Annotated in this window: 15 protein-coding genes; 9 read left to right on the top strand and 6 right to left on the bottom strand. The window is 70.0% G+C overall.

From position 1 onward, the window contains the following. Positions 1-105: 105 nt before the first annotated feature. The 4 genes from ACFYNL_RS22890 (at position 106) to ACFYNL_RS22875 (ending at position 5,872) form a co-directional block, all read left to right on the top strand. The gene (locus ACFYNL_RS22890) at positions 106-1,278 is read left to right on the top strand and encodes an ROK family protein (protein WP_388806446.1); all 1,173 of its coding nucleotides are present in this window, start codon (positions 106-108) and stop codon (positions 1,276-1,278) included. 201 nt (positions 1,279-1,479) lie between these two features. Beyond that, positions 1,480-1,689, top strand: coding sequence for a DUF2180 family protein (locus tag ACFYNL_RS22885; RefSeq protein WP_388806445.1), 210 nt, complete (start codon positions 1,480-1,482; stop codon positions 1,687-1,689). Positions 1,690-2,810: 1,121 nt separating this feature from the next. Continuing rightward, a complete protein-coding gene (locus ACFYNL_RS22880; protein ID WP_388806443.1) occupies positions 2,811-4,508 on the top strand; it encodes an extracellular solute-binding protein in 1,698 nt (565 codons plus the stop codon). Positions 4,509-4,765: 257 nt separating this feature from the next. Continuing rightward, positions 4,766-5,872, top strand: a complete 1,107-nt coding sequence (locus ACFYNL_RS22875) for a ricin-type beta-trefoil lectin domain protein (RefSeq protein ID WP_388806442.1) — start codon at positions 4,766-4,768, stop codon at positions 5,870-5,872. Between the two features lie 230 nt (positions 5,873-6,102). Here ACFYNL_RS22875 and ACFYNL_RS22870 read toward each other — a convergent pair whose 3' ends face one another. From ACFYNL_RS22870 to ACFYNL_RS22860, 3 genes are all read right to left on the bottom strand, one after another. After that, entirely contained in the window at positions 6,103-7,749 is a 1,647-nt protein-coding gene (locus tag ACFYNL_RS22870; protein ID WP_388806440.1) for a glycoside hydrolase family 27 protein, read from the bottom strand. 92 nt (positions 7,750-7,841) lie between these two features. Beyond that, the gene (locus ACFYNL_RS22865; protein ID WP_388806438.1) at positions 7,842-9,254 is read right to left on the bottom strand and encodes a non-reducing end alpha-L-arabinofuranosidase family hydrolase; all 1,413 of its coding nucleotides are present in this window, start codon (positions 9,252-9,254) and stop codon (positions 7,842-7,844) included. 146 nt (positions 9,255-9,400) lie between these two features. After that, positions 9,401-11,710, bottom strand: coding sequence for a beta-L-arabinofuranosidase domain-containing protein (locus ACFYNL_RS22860; RefSeq protein WP_388806436.1), 2,310 nt, complete (start codon positions 11,708-11,710; stop codon positions 9,401-9,403). A 526-nt stretch (positions 11,711-12,236) separates the two neighbouring features. Here ACFYNL_RS22860 and ACFYNL_RS22855 point away from each other — a divergent pair. From ACFYNL_RS22855 to ACFYNL_RS22845, 3 genes are all read left to right on the top strand, one after another. After that, the gene (locus ACFYNL_RS22855; protein ID WP_388806434.1) at positions 12,237-14,222 is read left to right on the top strand and encodes a TIM-barrel domain-containing protein; all 1,986 of its coding nucleotides are present in this window, start codon (positions 12,237-12,239) and stop codon (positions 14,220-14,222) included. A 53-nt stretch (positions 14,223-14,275) separates the two neighbouring features. Further along, positions 14,276-14,812, top strand: a complete 537-nt coding sequence (locus ACFYNL_RS22850; protein ID WP_388806432.1) for a cysteine hydrolase family protein — start codon at positions 14,276-14,278, stop codon at positions 14,810-14,812. Between the two features lie 78 nt (positions 14,813-14,890). Further along, positions 14,891-15,331 (top strand): hypothetical protein, encoded by a 441-nt coding sequence (locus tag ACFYNL_RS22845; RefSeq protein WP_388806431.1) that lies wholly within the window; start codon positions 14,891-14,893, stop codon positions 15,329-15,331. A 31-nt stretch (positions 15,332-15,362) separates the two neighbouring features. Here ACFYNL_RS22845 and ACFYNL_RS22840 read toward each other — a convergent pair whose 3' ends face one another. Further along, positions 15,363-16,661, bottom strand: a complete 1,299-nt coding sequence (locus ACFYNL_RS22840; RefSeq protein WP_388806429.1) for an MFS transporter — start codon at positions 16,659-16,661, stop codon at positions 15,363-15,365. Positions 16,662-16,823: 162 nt separating this feature from the next. Between ACFYNL_RS22840 and ACFYNL_RS22835 the strand changes: the two genes are divergently transcribed. Continuing rightward, positions 16,824-18,875: a phosphocholine-specific phospholipase C gene (locus ACFYNL_RS22835; RefSeq protein ID WP_388806427.1), complete on the top strand. Its 2,052-nt coding sequence runs from the start codon at positions 16,824-16,826 to the stop codon at positions 18,873-18,875. Positions 18,876-18,893: 18 nt separating this feature from the next. On the opposite strand, the gene ACFYNL_RS22830 is transcribed toward ACFYNL_RS22835, so the two are convergent. Further along, complete coding sequence (locus ACFYNL_RS22830; protein WP_388806425.1) at positions 18,894-19,862, bottom strand: hypothetical protein; 969 nt, start codon at positions 19,860-19,862, stop codon at positions 18,894-18,896. Beyond that, the gene (locus tag ACFYNL_RS22825; protein WP_388806424.1) at positions 19,859-20,716 is read right to left on the bottom strand and encodes a phosphatase PAP2 family protein; all 858 of its coding nucleotides are present in this window, start codon (positions 20,714-20,716) and stop codon (positions 19,859-19,861) included. Before ACFYNL_RS22825 ends, ACFYNL_RS22830 begins: the two co-directional genes overlap by 4 nt. A 200-nt stretch (positions 20,717-20,916) precedes the next feature. Here ACFYNL_RS22825 and ACFYNL_RS22820 point away from each other — a divergent pair, with 200 nt between their 5' ends. Further along, entirely contained in the window at positions 20,917-21,531 is a 615-nt protein-coding gene (locus tag ACFYNL_RS22820) for a TetR/AcrR family transcriptional regulator C-terminal ligand-binding domain-containing protein (RefSeq protein WP_388806423.1), read from the top strand. Positions 21,532-21,540: the final 9 nt, after the last annotated feature.

Raw genomic sequence — 21,540 nt, 5'->3', positions numbered from 1 at the left:
GAGATCGCCCACCGGCAACCGCACCGCACGAACCCCGCCTCGGTGCTCGGCGAATCCGCGGAGGCCACCGGGTCGGGCTGCGTGCGGTCTCGCTAAGGTCATGAGGTGAGCAGCATCAACCCCACACCACGCGACTACAACAAGGCAAGTGTCCTCGACGTGGTTCTCTCCCATGCGCCGTTGACCCGGAACAGACTCATGGAGCTCACGGGGTTGAGCAAGGCGACGGTGTCGCGGGCCGTCGAGGAACTGCGCTCCGACGGGTTCGTCGTGGACGGGGGAGTCGACGCCGTCGCCGGGCGTGGCCGTCCGTCGACGTACCTCGATGTGCCCGAGACGGCCGGACACGTCGTGGGCGTCGGCTTCGGCGCCCTGACCACCGGCGTGCTGGTGACCGACCTGCGCGGCCGTGAGATCGGACAGGTGATCGTTCCGACGGTCGAGCACCACGACGTCCCCGCTGCCGGCCGGTGGCTGGTCGACCTGATCACGCGGACCAGCGCATCCGCCCGAGGGCCACTGCGTCAGGTCGTCGTCGCACTGCCCGCCCATGTCCGCGACGGCGCCGAGGTGTTCCGGCCTGCCGATCCGATGAGGATCTTCTCCGGCAGAGACCTCCACCGAACCCTCGAAACGCTCCTCGGTGCTCCGGTGACCTTCGACAGCGACGCGAACGCGTCCTTGCTGCAGGTACTCGGGGACGAGCCGGGCATCCGCAACGCCGCCCTGTTCAGCGTCAGCAGCACGCTGAGCTTCGCCTCCTGCAGCGACCGCGAACTGGCTCGGGGACGTACTCCCGCGTTCGGCGACATCGGATCCCTGCCGGCGAACGTCGGCGACCGCACCCTGGACGGGCTGCTGAGCACCGCGGGGCTTGCCAGGCTCGCTCGTGAACACGGGCTGGACGCCGAGCGCGTCGAGGACCTGTGGCTCACATCTCAGGACCCTCGCGCCCGTGCGGAGATGCTCAAGCCGTTCACGACGGCCGTCGCGACCGCCGTGAGCATCGTCGCCGTGACCCTCGATCCCGAATCCGTCTACTTCGTCGGCCGGTTGCGCCCCTTGGTGGACGAGGTGCTCCCCGATGTGCGCGAGCGACTCGACCGCAGCCTGCCGGCCGTGCCGCGGATCACGACCGTCTCCCAGGTTCTGGGACTCTCGGTGGCACGCGGCGCGGTGCGCGCCTGCCTGGCCATGTCCCACAACCGCCTGCAGGACGCGCTGCTCAAGGCGCGCGCTCAGGGGCCGAAGAAGGAACAGGCTGCGCCGGCATTCTGATCCGGGCGGGAGCCCCGACCGCTCCGCTGTCGTCGGTCGGCGCGAGCGCGCATCTCTCACGGCGCGATCGAGTCTCAGTCTTGACAAAGTCTAAACTAGCGGCCTACTTTCAAGCTCCTTGAGTAGGTGTGCGTGACCTGGTCGGGTTTGTGCATGTTGGCCGGCTGCCGCACCTGTCCCTTACTGACATCGGAGTTGGACATGAGGTGCTACGACTGCCTCCAGGAGGCGCGCAACGACATCACCGGCATCGGCGTGTGCTCGCGCTGCGGCTTGGCCGCTTGCGAGAACCACGCCCGCGTCCGTCAGGTGAAGGTCACCCGCCAGCTCGGTATGGGTGCTTCGTCCGGCCGTATCCCGGCACGCAGGGTGGTGTGCCACACCTGCGACATGGCCGAGACGTCGCACTGACCCGCATGGTGCGCTTATCGCGCGGCATCACCGGTCGCCGAAGAACGCGCGCTGTCCTCCCGAGCACGCGTTCTTGGCCTGCCCGGACGCCGCCCCGGAACACCGGCGCGGCGTCCGGGCCTCAGTCGTGGTCCGCCGCCACCACCCGGATCACGCGCTCCGCCTCGCCTTGGTTCACGCCGTCCGGCCCAGGCCGTTTCGACCCTGAAGCCATGCGGAGCCCCCACGGCCCGGCGAGCGGCACCTCCAGCCCCACGGCGGGCCGGCACCCACCAGTCGGCAGGCGGTCCCGCTTCATCCAGCGGGGGCCGCTGGAACGGCTGTTGGGCAGGGCGACCGGGATCGCCCGACGCGTCCGATGAGACCTGACGCGTCCGATGAGACCCGACGCGTGTGATGAGACCCGACGCATCCCATGAGGCCTGACACTCCGATGAGATGAGACGCCTCCGAAGAAGCGCGATCAGGTCCCCGGCCGCGAGCGGTGCGCCGTGAGCGCCGCGAACCGTGCGGATCGGCGTACTCGGTCGAGTTGGCGGGCGCAGTCGCCGATGTCGACGGCGCGGGCCGCACCCGAGACGCGGAGTCGGCCGCAGAGCGTTCGCGATACTCGTGCCGGGCCTTCTGGCCGGTGTGCCGGGTCGCGATGCCCGGGCGCTCGACCGCGGGAGTGCACTGACCAGTCATCCCATCTCTTCGTCGCAGAATGAGCCGCGGCAGAGGAGCGTCGACGCGCCTCGCGAACGGCAGCCGAGTACGCGGAACGGCGTTGGTCTGTGCGGCGTGGGTTCCGGCGTCTGGGATTCCCGTGAGGTGGGGGAGAGAGGTCCCTCGAAGCGCTTCGATGCTCGTCGGAGTAGTAGGGGACGTCAAAGGACCCGCGTCGTTGAGTCCGACACGGCATGTGGTGAGTCCTTTCCTGTGGCTCGGTGGAATCTTGTGAACCGACCCTTGTGCGCCCGCATGCCTTCACTTAACCTCGCAGCGGTATCGAAGCGCTTCGATTACGTGACGCATCGCAGTAATGGGATGTTTTCCCTCAGCTCGGCCAGTTCCGGTCCCGACACCGCAGCCGACGGCCCGCCGCCGGGTGTCCAGGTGTGCCATGAAGGGTTGACGCAATGACGCCGAACGCCTCCTCCGCCTCCTCTGCCTCCTCGGCCTCCTCAGGACCCAGCCGGAGAAGCTTCCTCGCCTCCACGGCGATCGCCACAGCGGCGGTGGCCGGGGGGATGCCGCTGCTCGCCGCGTGCGGCGGTTCGGAGAGCGGGGCGCGCGAGGGGGCCACGTCGGGCAAGGCCGCCGACAAGCTGCTCCCGACCTATGTGGCCAGCACGTTCGCCGATCCGGACCTGCCGTCGAAGAACGGTTCGGCGGCCGGGTACACCGGCAAGGTCGACCTCGCGGCGCTGAAGGCCTCCGTCCCGGAGAAGCTCGGCACCGGCGCCCCCTTCAAGATCATGTCCCCGCTCTGGGGCGCCCCGCCGAAGCCCCGGAACCCCTATTACACGGCTCTCGACACCGCGGCGGGCACCAAGATCACCTGGCAGAACCAGGACGGCAACACCTACGGCGAGAAGCTCGGCGCCGTCCTCGCCTCCAGTTCCATACCCGACATGGTGGTCGTGCCGGGCTGGGAGCTGGGCGGCAAGATCCCGAACGCGGTCACCGCCAAGTTCATGGACCTCGGCCCGTATCTGGCGGGTGACAAGGTCAAGAAGTACCCGAACCTGGCCGCGATCCCGTCCGACGCCTGGCGCATGAGCATCTTCGGCGGCGCGCTGCGCGGCATCCCGATGCCCGCCGCTCCCACGACCTTCATCGTGCCGTACTACCGCAAGGACATCTTCGACAAGAACGGTTGGTCCGTCCCCAAGTCGGCCGACGAGTTCCTCGGTTGGGCCAAGGACGTCACCAGCGCCAAGGCCAAGGTGTACGCCTGCGGTGACATGAGCTGGAGCGCACAGGCGTTCTTCGGCGTCCGCCCCGCAGGGACGCTCGGCTGGAACATCGAGGACGACGGCAAGGTGACCTACCGCGTCGAGCACCCCGAGTTCCTCGAAGCCCTGGAGTGGGTCCGCAAGCTGTTCGCCGCCGGTGCGGTCCACCCCGACGACAAGGCGCGCTCCGGCGACCCGAGCCAGCGATTCACCGCCGGACAGATCCTGGTCTTCAACAGCGACATGTCCGCCTGGTACACCAAAACCGCCGAACAGGCCCAGTCCAACCCGGACTTCCAGATCGAGGGCATGGACTACTTCGGTGCCGACGGCGGCGACCCGACGCTGTACGCCGGCCAGCCCGCCGGCATCTGGTCGCTGATCCGCAAGGGCGCCTCGAAGGAGACGGTCGAGAACGCGCTGGCCGCCGCCAACTTCGCGGCCGCGCCCTACGGAACCAAGGAGCGGATGCTCGTCGACTACGGCGTCGAGGGCACCCACTACACGATCGACGACGGCGTCCCGGTCAAGAACGACCGGGGCAACTCCGAAGTGGTCAACGCCTGGTCGTCGCTGGCGGCGCCGGCTCCGTACTTCGCCCACCCGGACTTCCCGGACGTGGCCCGCAAGCAGGTCGAGTGGCAGCAGCGGATGGGCGTCTTCATGAAGAAGACGTCCACGTACGGCATGAACATCGTCGAGCCGAGCCGCTACGCCAACCTCCGGAGCCAGTTCGAGCAGCTCGAACTCGACTACGTACGGGGTCACAAGAAGCTGTCCGACGTGCAGGACGCCATCGCCACCTGGAAGTCCTCCGGCGGCGACAAGCTGCGTGCCTGGTACCAGGAGCTCCTCGACAAGAACGGCAGTGGCAATTGATGCCTCTGACGGCCGGGACAGGCCGGACGGGACACCACGGCACCACTGGACCGGAGCCGCCATCACCGGTGACCCACGCGTGTACAGCCGGGTCCACGTCTCCACCCACGGACGCGGCGTGCAGTGCGGAGACCCCGCCTGACGCCGCAGCCGGCAGCCGGCAGCCGAGGGGGCGTAGTCGCGCATCACACCCTGGTACGGCCGTGCGCCGATCAGCCCCGCCGATCAGTAATCACTCACGAAAGAGAGAGCACCGCATGAGAAAGTCCTGGGTTCTTCCCCTGATCACGCTCGTCGCCGCCACGCTCGGGGTGACAGCGGCAGGGGTGGCCCCTGCCTCCGCCGCCTCCGACACGCCATTGCGGGTGATGCCGTTGGGTGACTCCATCACGTGGGGTGTGGGAAGCAGCACGGGCAACGGCTACCGGGGGCCGTTGTGGAACAAGCTCGCGGCGGACGGTCATCCGCTGGACTTCGTGGGCACGGTGCGGGGCGGTTCGATGTCCGACCCCGACAACGAGGGCCACTCCGGGTACCGCATCGACCAGATCGCCGCACTCGCCGACGCCTCGCTGACCCGCTACCGGCCCAACGTCGTGACGTTGCACATCGGTACCAACGACCTCCAAGGAGCCTCGGAGGTCGACACCGCCATCGCCCGGCTGAGGTCGCTGGTCAGCCAGATCACCGCCGACGTCCCCGACGCGACCGTCCTCGTCGCCTCCCTGGTCGTGTCCACCAGCAGCTCGGAGGAGCAGTGGCGGGGCACGTACAACCAGGCCGTCCGCCGCATCGTCAGCGACGCCCAAGCCGCGGGCAAGCGGGTCGCGTTCGTCGACATGAGCAGCCTGACCACGGCCGACCTGGCCGATCCCCTGCATCCCAACGACTCGGGCTACGAGAAGATGGCCGAGGCCTTCCGCCGCGGGGTCCAGGCCGCGGACAGCGCCGGGTGGCTGAAGAACCCCGCCCCCGCCCCCGCCCCCGTGCGGTCCGGCATCGCCGGCAAGTGCATGGACGTCAACGGCGCCGGCACCGCCGACGGGACCACCGTCCAGACCTGGGGCTGCAGCGGCGGCCCCAACCAGATCTGGTCGCTCTACACCGACGGCACCCTGCGCTCCATGGGCAAGTGCCTCGACGCCGCCGGCGGCAGCACCGCCAACGGCACCAAGGTGCAGATCTGGTCCTGCCACGGTGGCGCCAACCAGGTCTGGCAGCCCTACAACGGCGGCTACCGCAACCCCGCCTCCGGTCGCTGCCTCGATGTCCCGGGCTCTTCCACGACCGACGGCACACAGCTCGTGCTGTGGGACTGCAACGGCCAGAACAACCAGAAGTGGACCGCTCTGACCGCCGGATGAACCCCGCGCCCGGGGTCTGAGCCCCCTCCGGGCTCAGACTCCGGCAGGACAACCTGCCTCAGTCACGGCCGACCGACCCCCTCCGATCGGCGGGGGTCGGCGACGGGCGCGAAGTCCCGGTCCCGGCGCAGGAGGGCAGTCCCCCCGCAGCCAACTGCCTGCGGGGGGACTGCCCTCCTTCCGGTCGGATGTCGTGCTGCGTGGTGCAAGGGGTGGCGCGGGGTGCGGGGTTACCGGAGCGTGGTCCACTTCTGGTTGTTCTGGCCGTTGCAGGTCCACAGGATGACCGGTGTCCCGTTGGCGGTGCCGGCCCCGTTGACGTCGAGGCACAGCCCGGCGTGGACGTTGCGGACCGAACCGTCGGCCTGCATGGTCCACTTCTGGTTGTTCTGGCCGTTGCAGGGCCAGATGACGACCGGTGTGCCGTTGGCGGTGCCCTGCCCAGAGGCGTCCAGGCACTTGTCGCCGTAGACGCGGATCTCGCCTCCGGCCCAGCTGGTCCACAGCTGGTTGGCGGAGGTGTGGCAGTCCCAGATCAGCGTCTTCGTCCCGGCCGCGGTGGCGGCGTTGTCCACGTCCAGGCAGCGGCCGGAGCCGGTACCGCGCAGGCGTGCGGTGGTGGCGGCCAGCGGGCTACCGCCGGTCATCCTGAACACGGCGACACCGTGTGCGGGGACGCTCGCGGATATCTGGCCGGAGGTGCTGGACGTGCCGCCGGTCCACAGGTCGGTGAGCGTGAACGGTCCGCCGGTGAGGCCGACTTGGGCGGCCGTGGCGGTGATGGTCGTGGTGCTCCCTCCCCGGTTGAACAGGCCGACCGCGACCGAGCCGTCGGACAGGGGCTTGGCGAACACCTCGGTGTCCCCGTCGTCGCGCACCCGTCGCCCGCCCGCGCCCAGGGAGTCCTGGTTCACCGCCAGCAGACGCGGGTTGCGCAGGATCGCGCTCACGTCGGCGGACATGGTGCGGATGTCGTTGCCGGCCATGAGCGGGGCCGAGAGCAGCGACCACAGGGCGAAGTGGGAGCGGGACTCGGTCAGGGACAAGCCGGGACGGCCGACGACGAGCATGTCGGGATCGTTCCAGTGGCCCGGACCCGACTGAGCGGCCAGCGGCGCGGTGATGTCCAGGACGTTGCCGACGCCCATCGGATAGCTGTTGGTGTTGTTGTTCTGCCAGATGTCGAGCAGGTCCTCGGTCGTCCGCCACAGGTCGGCGACCTCGCCCCAGTTGAACTTGTCACCGGTGGGAGCGTGGAAGCTGTTGGGGTTGATGCTGTAGACGATCGGGCGGCCGGTGGCGCGCAGGGCGTCGCGCATGAGCGTGAACTGCGCGACCTGCTCGCTGAGGGTGCCGCTGCCTGAGCACCAGTCGTACTTGAGGTAGTCCACGCCCCATGAGGCGAAGGTGTTGGCGTCCTGGACCTCGTGGCCCTTGCTGCCGGTGGAGCCGGGGTAGGTGCCCACGCCCTGCGCGCAGGTCTTTTCGTTGGGCGCCTGGTAGATGCCGAACTTCAGGCCCTTGCTGTGGATGTAGTCCCCGAGCGCCTTCATGCCGCTGGGGAACTTGGTCGGGTTGGCCCGCAGGTTGCCGGCCGCGTCGCGCTGCGGGTCGAACCAGCAGTCGTCGACGACGACGTACTGGTAGCCGGCATCGCGCATGCCCGAGGACACCATCGCGTCGGCGGCCTGGCGTACCTGGGCCTCGGTGATCCCGCATCCGAAGCTGTTCCAGCTGTTCCAGCCCAGCGGCGGGGTGAGCGCGGGGCTGCCCGGCGCGGCCTCGGCGGTCGTGCCGACCGAGGAGGTGACACAGGCGGTGAGCGTCAGTGCGGTGGCCGCGAGGAGGCGCACCAGTCGTCTGTGCAGGGGGGCCATGGGGGGTTCGTTCCTTCCTGGGAGACGGGGCGAGCGGCTGGTGACCGTGCCTGACAGGCACGGTCACCAGCTTCCGGTCGTGTGCTCGCGGGTCAGCGCTGCAGGGTCAGCAGGCCCGGCCGGTACGGCAGTTTGATGTAGTCGGTGCCCGACGGGGTGTCGGGGGACAGGCCCTGGTAGAGGAACTGCAGGTTGCAGGGGTCGACGGTCATGGTCTGGTCGGGGTTGTTGCGGACCAGGTCACCGTGGCTGATGCTGTTGGTCCAGGTGGCACCGCTGTTGGCCTTGCCCGCGAAGGGGTTGGACTCGGTGGCGGCCTGCGGCGTCCACGGTCCGTTCAGGCTGGAGGCGGTGAACGAGCGGAAGAAGCGGTCCTCGTTCACACCGCGAGCCTCAACGATCATGAGGTACTGGTTCTGGCCCTGGACCTTGTAGACCTCCGGCGCCTCGAACAGGTTCTTCACCGTGTCGGTCATGATCGTCGTGTACGAGGAGCCGAAGCTGGCCGGGAAGTTCCCGAGCGGCATGGTCGACTTGTAGATCTTGCCGTTGTCACCGGCGAAGAACATGTGCATGCTCTGGTCGTCGGCGATCAGAGTCGGGTCGATCGCGCTGCCGTCGGGGAGGCTGCCGGTGAACAGCGGTTGCGGGGCGGACCAGCCGTTGGGGTTGGTGGGGTCGCTCGACGTGCGGTAGACGAAGGGCCACTGGGTACCCCACCCGTTCGAGGCCAGCACCCAGATGTTCTTGGTCGAGAGATAGAAGAGCTTGGGAGCCACCGCGCCCTGGCTCATCCCGGTCTGGGTGGCCGATGCCATGTCCGACCAGTTCGTGAACGGGCTGAACGCCATCGACTTCCACGACGATCCGTCGGAGTAGGTCGCGTAGACGAGGTGCCGGCCGTTGTGCGTCACGGTGGTGAAGTCCTTCAGCGAGGCCCACCCGTTCGACGGTTGGGCCAGCGGACCGGTCGAGGACCAGCGGTACGTCGACGGAAGAGCACACGTGTTCGGCGTCCCGGTCAGGCCGGTCCACTTCTGGTTGTTGCCGCCGTTGCAGTTCCACAGCTGCACGGCCGTGCCGTTGGCCGTGGCGCCGCCCGAGACGTCCAGGCACAGCCCGGACTCCACGGCGACGATCGTGCCGTCGGAGTTGACCCGCCACTGCTGGTTGGTGCCGCCGTTGCAGGACCAGATCACCGGCCGCGTACCGGCCGTGTTGGCGTGGCCCGGAACATCGAGGCACTTGTTGCCGTACACGGTCAGCTGGTTGTTGTCCGTCAGCGTCCACCGCTGGTTGGTCCCGCCGTTGCAGTCCCAGATCTGCAGGTTCGTGCCGTCCGTCTGGCTGGCGTTCGGCACATCGAGGCATCGGCCGGAGCCGGTGCCGCGCAAGGTGCCGCTGGTGGCCGCCTGAGCCGGGTCGGCGATGAGCGTCGCCGCCGAGGCGACCAGGGCCGCGACCATCACAGGCAGATGCCTGCGGCTGAAAGTGCGTCTGAGCATGGGGACCTCATTTCTTGGGTGAGCGGTTCCGGTCGGCCCCGGCGGAGGCTGTCCGGACTGTGGTGCTGCGACCCGACCCAGTTGTTCGTTATGTCGAACAATGGTCGAAGCGTCGAGCAAACTGAAGGGCGGAGCGTGACCGGTTCTCAGTTCCTCAGCAGGCGCCACCGGTTGTCGGCGGTGCCGTCGTCCGAGTCCTGAACCGCGAACGCACCGACAGCGGTGGAGTTGTCCGCGATGGCGAGCAGCTTTCCACTGTGCTCGTTACGGATCTTGAAGGTGCCGTCCCCCTGGTCGAGCAGCGTCCATCGGTGGTCGGCGGTGCCGTTGTCCGACCACTGCAGTACGGTCGCGTCGTCGGCCGTGGACATGTTCAAGACGCCGAGCACCTTGCCGCTGTGGGCGTTGCGGAAACGGACCGCGTTCCCGTCGGTGATCATGTACCAGTCGTGGTCGGCGGTGCCGTTGTCCGACCACTGCAGGGCGCGGCCCCCGTCGGCCGTCGACATGTTCTGGATGCCCAGCAGAAGACCGCTGCCCACGTTGGCCAGGCGGACGCTGCCGCCGGCGTTCCAGTAGACGGTGTAGTTGTGGCCGTGCGCGTCGTGGAAGGGGCCCAGGTTGACGGTGGAGCCGTTGGCCGTGGCGGTGAAGGCGAGCGAACTGCCGCTGGACCGTCGAATCGAGGACGTCTCGAGCTTCGGCAGGGAACTGAGCGCGGAGTTGCCGTAGTTGCCGGACAGGACCACCGGGCCGTAGGTGATCGCGGCGACGTTCGCGTTGTCGTTGGCCGCTCGCATGACGACCCGCATGGGCAGGCGGACGGTCACAGTGTCGCCGGAGGTCCAGGACCGCGTCACGGTGGCGTAGCTGCCGGGGGTGGTGGTGATGTTCTGCGCCGCGCCGTTGACGCTGATGGTGGCCCCGGTGGTCCAGTCCGGGATGCGGATGCGCATCGCCCAGGTTCCGCTGACGTTGCCGGTGACCTGCAGGGTCGTGGTGTCGCTGACGGGGTACGTGGTGGTCTGGGTGACCGTGATTCCGCGCTCCGACCAGTTGAGCACCGAGGGCACGAACAGGTTCACGATCAGGGTGTCGTCACTGCGGTAGTAGATGGAGTCCATCAGCCTGGTGTGCATCTCCAGGCCGGTGCCCTGGCAGCACCAGAAGGTGCCGTAGTCCGTGCTCCAGGTGCCGCCGCCCCACGCCGGGCCCACACCGCGCCGGCCTCCCGGGTTGAGCGGCGTGAAGTAGGTGACATGGCCGTGGTCGTCGGCCGGGTTCTGCTGGCCGATCATCTGGTTCAGCCATGCCCGCTCGTAGTAGTCGAACAGCGCGGCGCGGTTCGGGTCCAGCGCGAACAGCTCCCGGGTGAGGAGGAGCATGTTGAAGGTGTTGCAGCTCTCGCACGTGTCGTTGTTCAGATAGCCGGCGATGGCGTTCGGGGCGCGGAAGTGCTCGGCCTGGCTGTTGCCGCCGATGGCGTAGGTGTGCGTGCCGACGCAGAAGTTCCAGGCGTTGGTGGCGATGTCCCGGTACCGGGTCGTGCCGGTGGCCTTGTACTCCCGGGCGGCCCCGATCCACTTGGGCACCTGGGTGTTGGCGTGCAGTCCGTTGAGCCGGTCCTGGTTGGAGGCCAGGGGGTCGAACACCGCGGCGTGGTCGAACCGCCGGGCGACGGTGAGCCACCGTGCGTCGCCGGTCTGCTGGTAAAGATCGGTCAGCACGGCGTTCATGCCGCCGAACTCGGTCTGCAGCATGGCCTGCATCTGCTGGCTGCTCAGCCGGCCGGTGCGCCGGTCCACCCATCCCGCGAGGGCGAGCAGGACGTCCCGGGCCTGCGTGCTGCCGATGTGGCGCCATACGTCCAGCAGGCCGGCGAGGGTCTTGTGGATGGTGTAGTACGGCACGTTGCCGTTGTTCAGGGTCCGCTGCTCCAGAGCGGTGAAGTCGGACTCGGGGTAGCCGGAGAGGTACCCGGTGTCGAAACCGGCGGCGCTGTTGTTGGCCTGGCACTTGGCCAACTCCGCGACCATGTACGTCGCCTTGTCCCGGCAGACGGTGTCGCCGGTCACCGCGTAGAGCTGCGCCCAGGCCGTGAGGAAGTGCCCCTGCACGTGGGTGCGGAAGGGGAACGACGGCTCGTCCCACCCGCCGTTGGCGGTGGCGCCGTTGGTGGAGAGCCGGTGGTTGGCGCGGAAGTTGTACAGCAGCCGGTCGACATCGACGAACCGCAGGTAGTTCCGCGTACGGTCCTGGTTGTCCAGCCACCGGCTCGCGGTGAGCCGGACCTGGCCGAGTTCGAAGGGGTGCGCCAGGGCCCCGATGTCGGCCCTGGCGGGGGGAACGGCCGCCGCGTGGGCGGCCGACGCCCCGACGAAGGACCCGGTGGCAGAGGCGGCGGCGGTGGCCCCGGCCACCTGCAGCAGACGCCGTCTGCTGAAGGAGGAAGACATCTTGAACCTTTCGGTGGGGGGAGAGGGACTGCTTGGCCGTCGATGCCTTCGCCCGCCAGTCGGACGGTCGGGCGCGGTGGGTCACGGGCTGGTCCGCTGCCGATGCGGCGCCGTACGTCGCAGGCCGACGACATCACAGCGGAGCCGTTGGCGGCCCCTGTCAGCCAGGCGGCAGCCCTGCTGGACAACGAGGCCTGGCATTCATAGGAGGTCTCGATCCCATCAGCACTCTCCACTGATACATGGGATGGATTAACGAATACGAACGTTGCCTCTGTCTAGTCTTGCGACACGAAGAACTTTATTACCTGCGGGTATGTGTTCGGCCGGTCGTCTGACGCTGTGTCAGACATTGGAGTGCTGTGACGAGTGTGAGGAGGGGGAGAGCTGGAAAAGGTCAGCTCGAACTGTCGACAGGGCTCCCGCCCCGCCTGCGCCGCTTCGGATGAAGGCGTGGACACCGACAGCAGCCCCTGCCCGCACGGACCATGTGCCCGGGCACTTGAGCCGAACCGAGGAATTCCCCTTGTCCTACCGTGTCCGTGAAGGCGGCTTGGAACGGCACACCGCCGAAGAAGTCCTCCGCATCGAGCCCTGGGGGCCGGACGCCGTCCGGGTCCGGGCCTCATCGGGGAGCATCGACCCCACCGCCCCGAGCGCGCTGGAGAGCCCGCCCTCGCCCTCCCCGCAGGCCGAAGTGCTCGTACCGGACGACGGCCGTGCCCGTCTCCGCAACGGCCGCCTCGCCGTCGAGGCCTCGGCCGACGGCCGGCTGAGGTTCTGCCACGCCGTCTCGGGCCGTGAACTCCTCGCGGACAAGGCGCCCTACACCCATCACGCCGGCCCTCGCGTCCACGCGGCGGGCGGCCGCACGGAGCAGCATTTCGAGGCGTACGAAGGGGAACGGCTGCACGGCCTCGGGCAGCATCTGCACGGGCGCCTGGACCAGAAGGGCTGTGTGATCGACCTCGTCCAGGGCAACACCGTGGCCGCCATCCCCTTCCTGCACTCCTCGCGCGGCTACGGACTGCTGTGGAACAACCCCGCCACCGGCCGCGTCGAGCTCGGCGCCGACACCACCCGGTGGACCGCCGACGGCGGCCGGCGGATCGACTACTGGATCACCGCCGGGGACACCCCGGCCCAGATCCTCGACGCCTACACCCTGGTCACCGGGCGCCCGCCCCTCCTCCCCGAGTGGGCGTCCGGTTTCTGGCAGTCGAGACTGCGCTACCGCACTCAGGACGAACTCCTGGCGGTGGCGCGGGAGTACAAGGAGCGAGGGCTGCCGCTGTCCGTCATCGTCTGCGACTTCTTCCACTGGCCGAAGATGGGTGACTGGCGCTTCGAGGAGAGCGAGTGGCCCGACCCCGCGGCCATGACCGAGGAGTTGGCGGGCCTCGGGGTGAAACTCGCGGTCTCGGTGTGGCCGACCGTCGAACCCGGCAGCGACACCTACGACGAGCTGCGCACCCGCGGACACCTCGTTCGGGACGCGGACGGCGCTCTGCTCACCTGCGCGTGGCCGTCCCGGGAGGCCGGGCAGGCGCTGACGCTCCCCATGGCGTACTACGACGCCACCCATCCCGGGGCCCGCGCCGCGCTGTGGCAGCGGCTGGCCGACAACTACCGTGCGCTGGGGGTGGGTTGCTTCTGGCTGGACGCCTGCGAGCCCGATCTGCCCCGGGAGGTCGCCGACCGCGCCGTCTACGCGGCCGGGCCGGCTGCCGAGGCCGCGAACCTCTACCCCCTGCTGCACACCCGCGCGGTGGCCGACGGCCTGCGCGCGGCGGGCGAGGACCGGCCGCTTTCGCTGGTCCGTTCCGCGTGGGCGGGCAGCCAGCGGCACGGGGCCCTGCTGTGGTCCGGTGACGTCCCCACCACCTTCGACTCCCTCGCACGCCAGATCAGGGCCGGGTTGAACGTCGCGATGAGCGGCATCCCCTGGTGGAACACCGACATCGGCGGCTTCGCCGGCGGCGACCCGGACGACCCCGCGTACCGCGAGCTGCTGATCAGGTGGTTCCAGTACGGCACCTTCAGCCCCGTCATGCGGCTGCACGGGGACCGCCGGCCCAACCATCCCGCGTTCTCCACGGACATGACCGGGGGTCCCAACGAAGTCTGGTCCTACGGCGAAGAGGCGTACGGCATCCTCCGCGACCACCTGATGCTCCGCGAGCGGCTGCGCCCGTACCTGACCCGGCTGTCCGAGGAGGCCCACCGCACCGGCGCCCCGGCGATGCGCCCGCTGTTCTTCGACTTCCCCGAGGACCCACGGGCGTGGGACGTGGACGACCAGTTCCTGCTCGGCCCCGATGTGCTGGTGGCACCGGTGTACGAGGCGGGCGCGCGGGCCCGCCAGGTGTATCTGCCGGTCGGCGCGCGGTGGCTCGACGCGATCACCGGGCGCGTGCTGACGGGCGGTACGCGGCTGGACGCGCAGGCCCCGCTGGAACGGATCCCCGTGTACCTAAGGGAAGGGGCCGACGTCGCAGCGTGGCTCCGGTGACCTCCTGGGGCCGTGTGAGGCGCGTCGGCGTGTTTCGGGGCACCCTGGAGAGCATGGGCACGACCGCGCTGATCGTCATCGACATGATCAACACCTACGATCACGCCGACGCCGACCTGCTTCTGCCCGCCGCGGCGAAAGTGGTGCCGAACGTCGCCGCACTTCTCAAACGGGCGCGCGGGAGCGGCGCCCCCGTCATCTACGTCAACGACAACTTCGGCGAGTGGCGCTCGCACCACGGTGAGCTCCTGGACAAGGCGCTCGCCGGGCCGCACGCCTCGCTCGTCGATCCGCTGCGGCCCGACAGCAGCTCCCTCTTCGTCGTCAAGGCCCGGCACTCGATCTTCTTCGAGACCCCCCTGGGGTACCTGCTGTCCCAGCAGGGCATCGACCGGCTGGTCCTCACCGGGCAGGTCACCGAGCAGTGCGTCCTCTACTCGGCGCTGGACGCGCACATCCGCCACCTCGACGTGACCGTCCCCCGGGACGCGGTGGCCCACATCCACTCCGACCTGGCCGACGCCGCGCTCCGCATGATGGAACGGAACATGGGCGCCCACGTCTGTGCGAGCGACGACCTGTGGAAGTGAGGGCGGCCGTCGGGGGCCCGGCGCACATGGGCCGGCCCGAACGTGTTTGGCGTCGAAGGGAGCGGCAACGCGTTGTCCATGAGCCCTTCGAACAACGACACGAATCAGCAGTCCGGATCGACGCGCGGGACGGCGTCCAAGGCCCGAAGCACCGCGGCGAAGGCGACCGCACCGGCGTCCAGGGCGGCGGAGAAGGCGGCCGACAAGACCGGTGACGCGGCGTCCGCGGCGGCGGACACGGCGGGACGTGGCGCGGGGCGCGCGGCCGAGGTGACCACCAAGGTCGCCCACACGGCGGCCGAGCGTGTCGAGTCCGGCCGGCAGGCCGTCGTCGCCGCATCGGGTCAGGCGGTGACCCTCGCCAAGACGGCCTGGACGGTCATTGCCCAGCGCAAGGTGCTCGCCGCGGGGCTGGGCGCGGGACTGACCGCCCTGGGCGCGACGTCGTACGCGGCCGGCCGGCGTGCGGGCCGCCGGACGCTGGGTCCGATCACCCGGCTGACCGGCGGACGGATCTGACGACCGGGTCCCGGACGGCGCGGAGGCGGGCTCAGCGCCGCAACGCCTTGTGCGCCGTCTCGGGAAGCCGCAGGTACACCAGCGAGGAGCCGAGGCACAGGGCGGCGACGTACCAGGGGAAGAGATCCGCGTGCCCGAGTTCCTTGAACTGCGTCCCCACGTACGGCGCCGTGCCCCCGAACAGCGCCACCGTCAGCGAGTACGGGAACCCGATACCGGCCGCCCGCACCCGCGGCGGAAACAGCTCGGCGTTCACGGCCGCGCTGATCGACGTGAACCCGGTCAGCAGCACCATGCCGGCGCACTGCACCAGCAGCAGCACCGTGAAGGAGTCGCGCAGGGCGTGCAGCAGGGGGACGGTCAGGAGGGTGAACCCCAGGCCGGAGAAGAGGAGCAGGGGACGGCGGCCGAAGCGGTCGGAGAGCAGTCCGCCGACGGGCTGGAGCAGGGCGAAGAAGGCCAGCGATATGGTGCCCGCGAGCAGCGCGTCGGACTTCTCGACGCCGGCGTTGAGTTCGGCGTACGTCGGCAGGTATGACGTCCACGTGTAGTACGCGATCGTGCCGCCCGCCGTGATCCCGCAGATCAGCAGGGACTGGCGCGGATGGCGCCGCAGCGCCTCCAACAGGCCGGGACGGGGAGCCTGTTGCTGCTCGGCGCTCCTCGTCTCCTGGGCGCCCTGCCGGATCCAGAAGCCGACCAGGCTCAGCACGGCCCCGAGGACGAACGGCACCCGCCACCCCCAGCCGTTCATCTGGTCCTCGCTCAACGTGTCCACCAAGAGGGCCGTGATGCCGGACGCCACCAGCTGCCCGGTGGTCGTCGACACGTACTGGAAGCTGGAGAACAGCCCGCGGCGGCCCGGTCCGGCCGACTCGACCAGGAAGGTCGTCGACGCCGCGAACTCGCCGCCGACGGACAGTCCTTGCAGGAGCCGGGCGAGGACCAGGATCACCGGGGCGAGGACGCCTGCCGACGCGTACGTCGGGGTCAGGCCGACCAGCAGGCTGCTGCCGCCCATCAGCAGGATGGTGACCGTCAGGGCGGTCCGCCTGCCGCGGCGGTCCGCGATCGCACCCATGAGCAGCCCGCCCACCGGCCGCATGAAGAAGCCCACCGCGAAGACCGCGAACGTCGACAGCAGCGGCACCAGGGAGTTGCCGGCGCCCTTGGGGAAGATCTGGGCGGCGATGAAGGTGGCCAGGAAGGTGTAGGCGTACCAGTCGTACCACTCCACGGCGTTGCCCACGGAGGCCGCGAGAAGCTGACGTGCGGGCCGGTTCGCGGGCGGGGAACCCGTGCGCGTCGTCTGTGTCATGGTCGCGACCATCCCCGTGGACCGGCGCCGGCACACCTCCCGTACCGGCGACTTTCACACGAGCGCCACCGGACCCTTCCCTGACGTTTGGTGCTCCTGGAACACTCCTTCCGCGCGCATTCCGTCACCAACGGCCGGTCACACCACCCCCCTATGGGAAGAGGGCCCTCACTCATGCCCGAAGTCAACCGGCGCAGATTCCTCCAACTCGCGGGCGCCACGACGGCGTTCACGGCACTGTCGAGCAGCATCCAGCGGGCCGCCGCCCTCCCGGCGAACCACCGCACCGGGTCGATCCAGGACGTCGAGCACATCGTCGTCCTGATGCAGGAGAACCGTTCCTTCGACCACTACTTCGGCAAGCTGCGCGGCGTCCGCGGGTTCGGCGACCCGCACCCGGTGAAGCACGGCAACGGCACGTCCATCTGGCACCAGTCGAACGGCACCAAGGACGTCCTGCCGTTCCACCCGGACGCCGACGACCTCGGGATGCAGTTCCTGGAGGGCCTGCCGCACGGCTGGAACGACGGCCAGCAGGCCTACAACGGCGGCAGGTACGACCAGTGGATTCCCGCCAAGGGCACCACGACGATGGCGTACCTGACCCGCGAGGACATCCCCTTCCACTACGCCCTCGCCGACGCCTTCACCGTCTGCGACGCCTACCACTGCTCCTTCATCGGCTCCACCGACCCGAACCGCTACTACATGTGGACGGGTTGCACGGGCAACGACGGCACCGGCGGCGGCCCGGTGCTCGGCAACGACGAGCTCGGCTACGGCTGGACGACCTACCCCGAGCGCCTGGAGCAGGCCGGCATCTCCTGGAAGATCTACCAGGACATCGGCGACGGACTCGACGCGGCCGGCTCCTGGGGCTGGATCGCGGACGCCTACCGGGGCAACTACGGCGACAACTCGCTGCTGTACTTCAACAAGTACCGCGAGGCGAAGCCCGGCGACCCCTGGTACGACAAGGCCCGCACCGGGACCGACGTCAAGAACGGCGACGGCTACTTCGACCGGCTGCGCGCCGACGTCAAGGCCGGCAGGCTGCCGCAGATCTCCTGGATCGCCGCCCCCGAGGCCTTCTCCGAGCACTCCAACTGGCCCTCGAACTACGGCGCCTGGTACATCGCCCAGGTGCTGGACGCCCTCACCTCCAACCCCGAGGTCTGGTCGAAAACCGCTCTGTTCATCACCTACGACGAGAACGACGGCTTCTTCGACCACGTGGTGCCGCCGCTCCCGCCGAAGGACGCCTCGCGGGGCAGGTCCACGGTCGACGTCTCCCTCGACCTGTACCCCGGCGACAGCAAGCGCCCGGCGGGTGCCTACGGCCTCGGCCCGCGCGTGCCCATGCTGGTCGTCTCGCCGTGGAGCAAGGGCGGCTACGTCTGCTCCGAGACCCTCGACCACACCTCGATCCTGCGGTTCATGGAGCGCCGCTTCGGCGTCCGGGAGACCAACATCTCGCCGTGGCGCCGGGCCGTCTGCGGCGACCTGACCTCGGCCTTCGACTTCTCCCGCAAGGACAGCCGCCCGGCCGCGCTGCCGGGGACCGAGGCGTACGAGCCGCCGGACCGCGAGCGTCACCCCGACTACCGGCCCACGCCCCCGGCCGACCCGGACATGCCCGGGCAGGAGCCCGGCCTGCGCCCGTCGCGCCCGCTGAAGTACGCCCCGCACGTGGACGGCTCGGTGGACGTGGCCGCGGGCGGGTTCACGCTCACCTTCGCCTCCGGCGCCAAGGCCGGTGCCGCCTTCCACGTCACCTCGGGCAACCGCGCCGACGGCCCGTGGACGTACACCACCGAGGCGGGCAAGAGCATCGCCGACACCTGGAACTCGGCGTACTCGAACGGCTCCTACGACCTGACCGTGCACGGCCCGGGAGGCTTCGTGCGCTGGTTCAAGGGCTCGAACAAGGTCGGCGGGCCCGAGGTCACCGCGCGGCACCGGGGCGACGACATCGAGCTGACCTGCACCAACAACGGGAAGGGGAGCGCCCGCCTGAAGATCGTCGACGGGTACGGCGGTCGCCCCACGACGGTGACGGTACGACCCGGCGCCACCGTGTGCCGCAGGATCGACCTCGCGGCGAGCAGGCGCTGGTACGACCTGACCGTCACCTCGGACACCGACCCGGCGTTCCTGCGGCGGTTCGCGGGGCACGTCGAGAACGGGCGGCCCGGGGTCAGCGACCCGGCGATCATCACGGAGTAGTCCCCACCGGAGGTCCGTTCACAGCGCGCTGAGGTGCCCCGGTTCCGGCTGCCGGGGCACCAACGCCGGTTCCGGGGCGGCCGACCCGGGCTCCAGGGCCAGGACCGCGGCCACGGGGTGGTCCGCCCCGGAGGCGGGGTCGATCGGCTCACCGTCCATGCCGGTCGGCTCCGGCGCGGCCCGGCTGAGCAGCACCACGCCCCAGGACGCGAGCCCCGCACCGGCCGACGCGAGGAGCACGCCCACCGCGCCGCCCTGTAGGCGCTCGCCGAGCAGGACGAGGCCGATCAGCGCGGCGGCCAGCGGGTTGGCGAGGGTCACCACCGCCAGCGGGGCGCCCAGGCCGCCCCGGTAGGCGGTCTGCGACAGCAGCAGTCCGCTCGCCGCGAAGGCCGCGACCAGCAGGGCCACCCCGACCACCTGCACGCTGAGCAGCGAACCGGCACGGTCGGACGCGGCCACCGTCACGGTCTGCGTGAGCGCCGAGGCGACCCCGGAGGCGATGCCGGACGCGGTCGCGTGCCGAAGGCCGGGCCGGGCGCCCGGCCACGAGAGCATGCCGATCAGCGCCGTCGTCACCGCCGCGACCGCAAGCGCCTGGGGCGCGCTCAGCACGTCCTGGGGGGCGGGTCCGGACGCCGTGACGAGGATCGCCGACAGCCCGGCCAGGGTCAGGGCCGTACCCCGCCACTCGACCGCGCCGACCCGCCGCCCCGCGAGTCGCGCGCCCAGCGGTACCGCGGCGACCAGGGTGAGCGCACCGAGCGGTTGGACCACGGTCAGCGGGCCGTAGGTGAGCGCCACGACGTGCAGCAGGGCGCCGGAGCCGTTGAGCAGGACCGACCCCCACCAGGCACCGGAGCCCAGCAGCCTTACGAGGCCCGTGCCGGGGGCGCGGGCGGCCAGCCGCTCCTGCGCGACGGCCGCGGCGGCGTAGGCGGCGGCGGAGAACAGCGACAGAGTGACGGCGAGGACGGTGGCGTTCATCGGGTCGCTCCCGCGAGTATGACGTCCTTCTCGGCGCTCTTCCCGCTGCGGGCCGCCTCGGCCGGGGCGAACCGGTCGGCGCCGCGCCCGGCCGTCGCGGCCGTGAGCCCGGGACGGCCGACCGCGGCGAGCGCCAGGCCGAGCAGGGCCGTCGCCACGATCGCGTCGAGCCAGTAGTGGTTGGCCGTGCCCACGATGACCAGCAGGGTCACCAGGGGATGCAGCAGCCACAGCGGACGCCACCGCGACCGGGTCGCCACGATCAGCCCGATCGCCACCATCAGGGCCCAGCCGAAGTGCAGTGACGGCATCGCCGCGAACTGGTTCGACAGATGGTCGGTCTCGGGGGAGCCGTACACGGAGGGGCCGTAGACCCGCCCGGTGTCGATCAGGCCGGTCGCGGCCGGCATGCGCGGCGGGGCCAGCGGGAACGCCAGATGGACCACGAGGGCGGCCGCGGTGACGGTGGCGAGGACGCGGCGGGACCAGACGTAGTGCGCGGGGCGCCGCAGCCAGAGCCAGATCAGGAAGGCGGCGGTGGCCGGGAAGTGGACGGTCGCGTAATAGGTGTTCGCGAGGCGTATGAGCGTGTCGCCGTGCAGCAGCAGGTGCTGCACCGAGCCCTCGCCGGGCAGGTGGAGGGCTCTTTCGAGGTCCCAGACGCGGTCGGCGTTGCGGAAGGCCTCGCCGGTGTGGCCGGTGGCCAGTTGTCGGCCCGACTTGTAGACGACGAAGAGCCCGGCGACCAGCAGGAGTTCACGGACGAGCGGGGGCCGCGTCGTTGGTGCGGTCTGCGTCGGTGCGGTCTGCGTCGGCGCGGTCCGCGTCGGTGCGGGCTCGGTGCGGCCATTCATTCCCCCGGCCCTTTCGCCGAACGGTTGGTGCGTGTGGCATCGATACGTCTGCGTACCGAAACGCATCTGTACCGATACGCCACTGTACCGATACGCGACCGTTCCGGTACAGTGGCGTATCGATAGACGTGCGACACACTGGAGTCGGGGCCACCCACCGCCGGTCGTACCGGTCGTCGCACCGAGTGAGGAGAAGAGTCATGACGTCCCAGGCAGCGGACGGACCGGAGACGGTCATCGCCTCGCGCCGCTCCAAGATCACGCCCGAGCGTGAGCGGGAGTTCTTCGACGCCGTGCTCGAACAGATCCGCGCGTGCGGCTACGACGCGGTCACCATGGAGGGCGTCGCCGCCAGCACGCGCTGCAGCAAGTCCACGCTCTACCGGCAGTGGAAGACCAAGCCGCAGTTCGTGGCGGCCGCCCTGCGCGCCAGCCGCCGGAGCCGCTTCGAGGGCATCGACACCGGCACGCTCGCCGGGGACCTGCGCCAGGCCGCGCGGGTCGCGGGCGCCTGGTCGGGCAAGGACACCCGGCTCTTCCAGGCACTCGGTCACGCGGCGACGCAGGACCCGGAACTCAGGTGCGCCCTGCGCGAGGCGCTCATCGAACCCGAGATCGACGCGCTGAAGGAGCTCCTGCGACGGGGAGTGGCCCGAGGCGAGGTGGCCGCCGACCACCCGGCGCTGGAGTACGTCCCGGCCCAGATCTTCGGTGTGTTGCGCGCCCGTCCCGTCCTGGAGGGCGAGGACGCCGACCCCGACTACTTGGTCGGCTTCGTGGAGGCGGCCGTGCTGCCCTGCCTGGGACTGACCTGAGACTCAGGC

This window comes from Streptomyces sp. NPDC007808, assembly GCF_042868655.1.
Lineage (GTDB): Bacteria > Actinomycetota > Actinomycetes > Streptomycetales > Streptomycetaceae > Streptomyces.
This window is presented reverse-complemented; position numbering and strand designations above follow the sequence as displayed.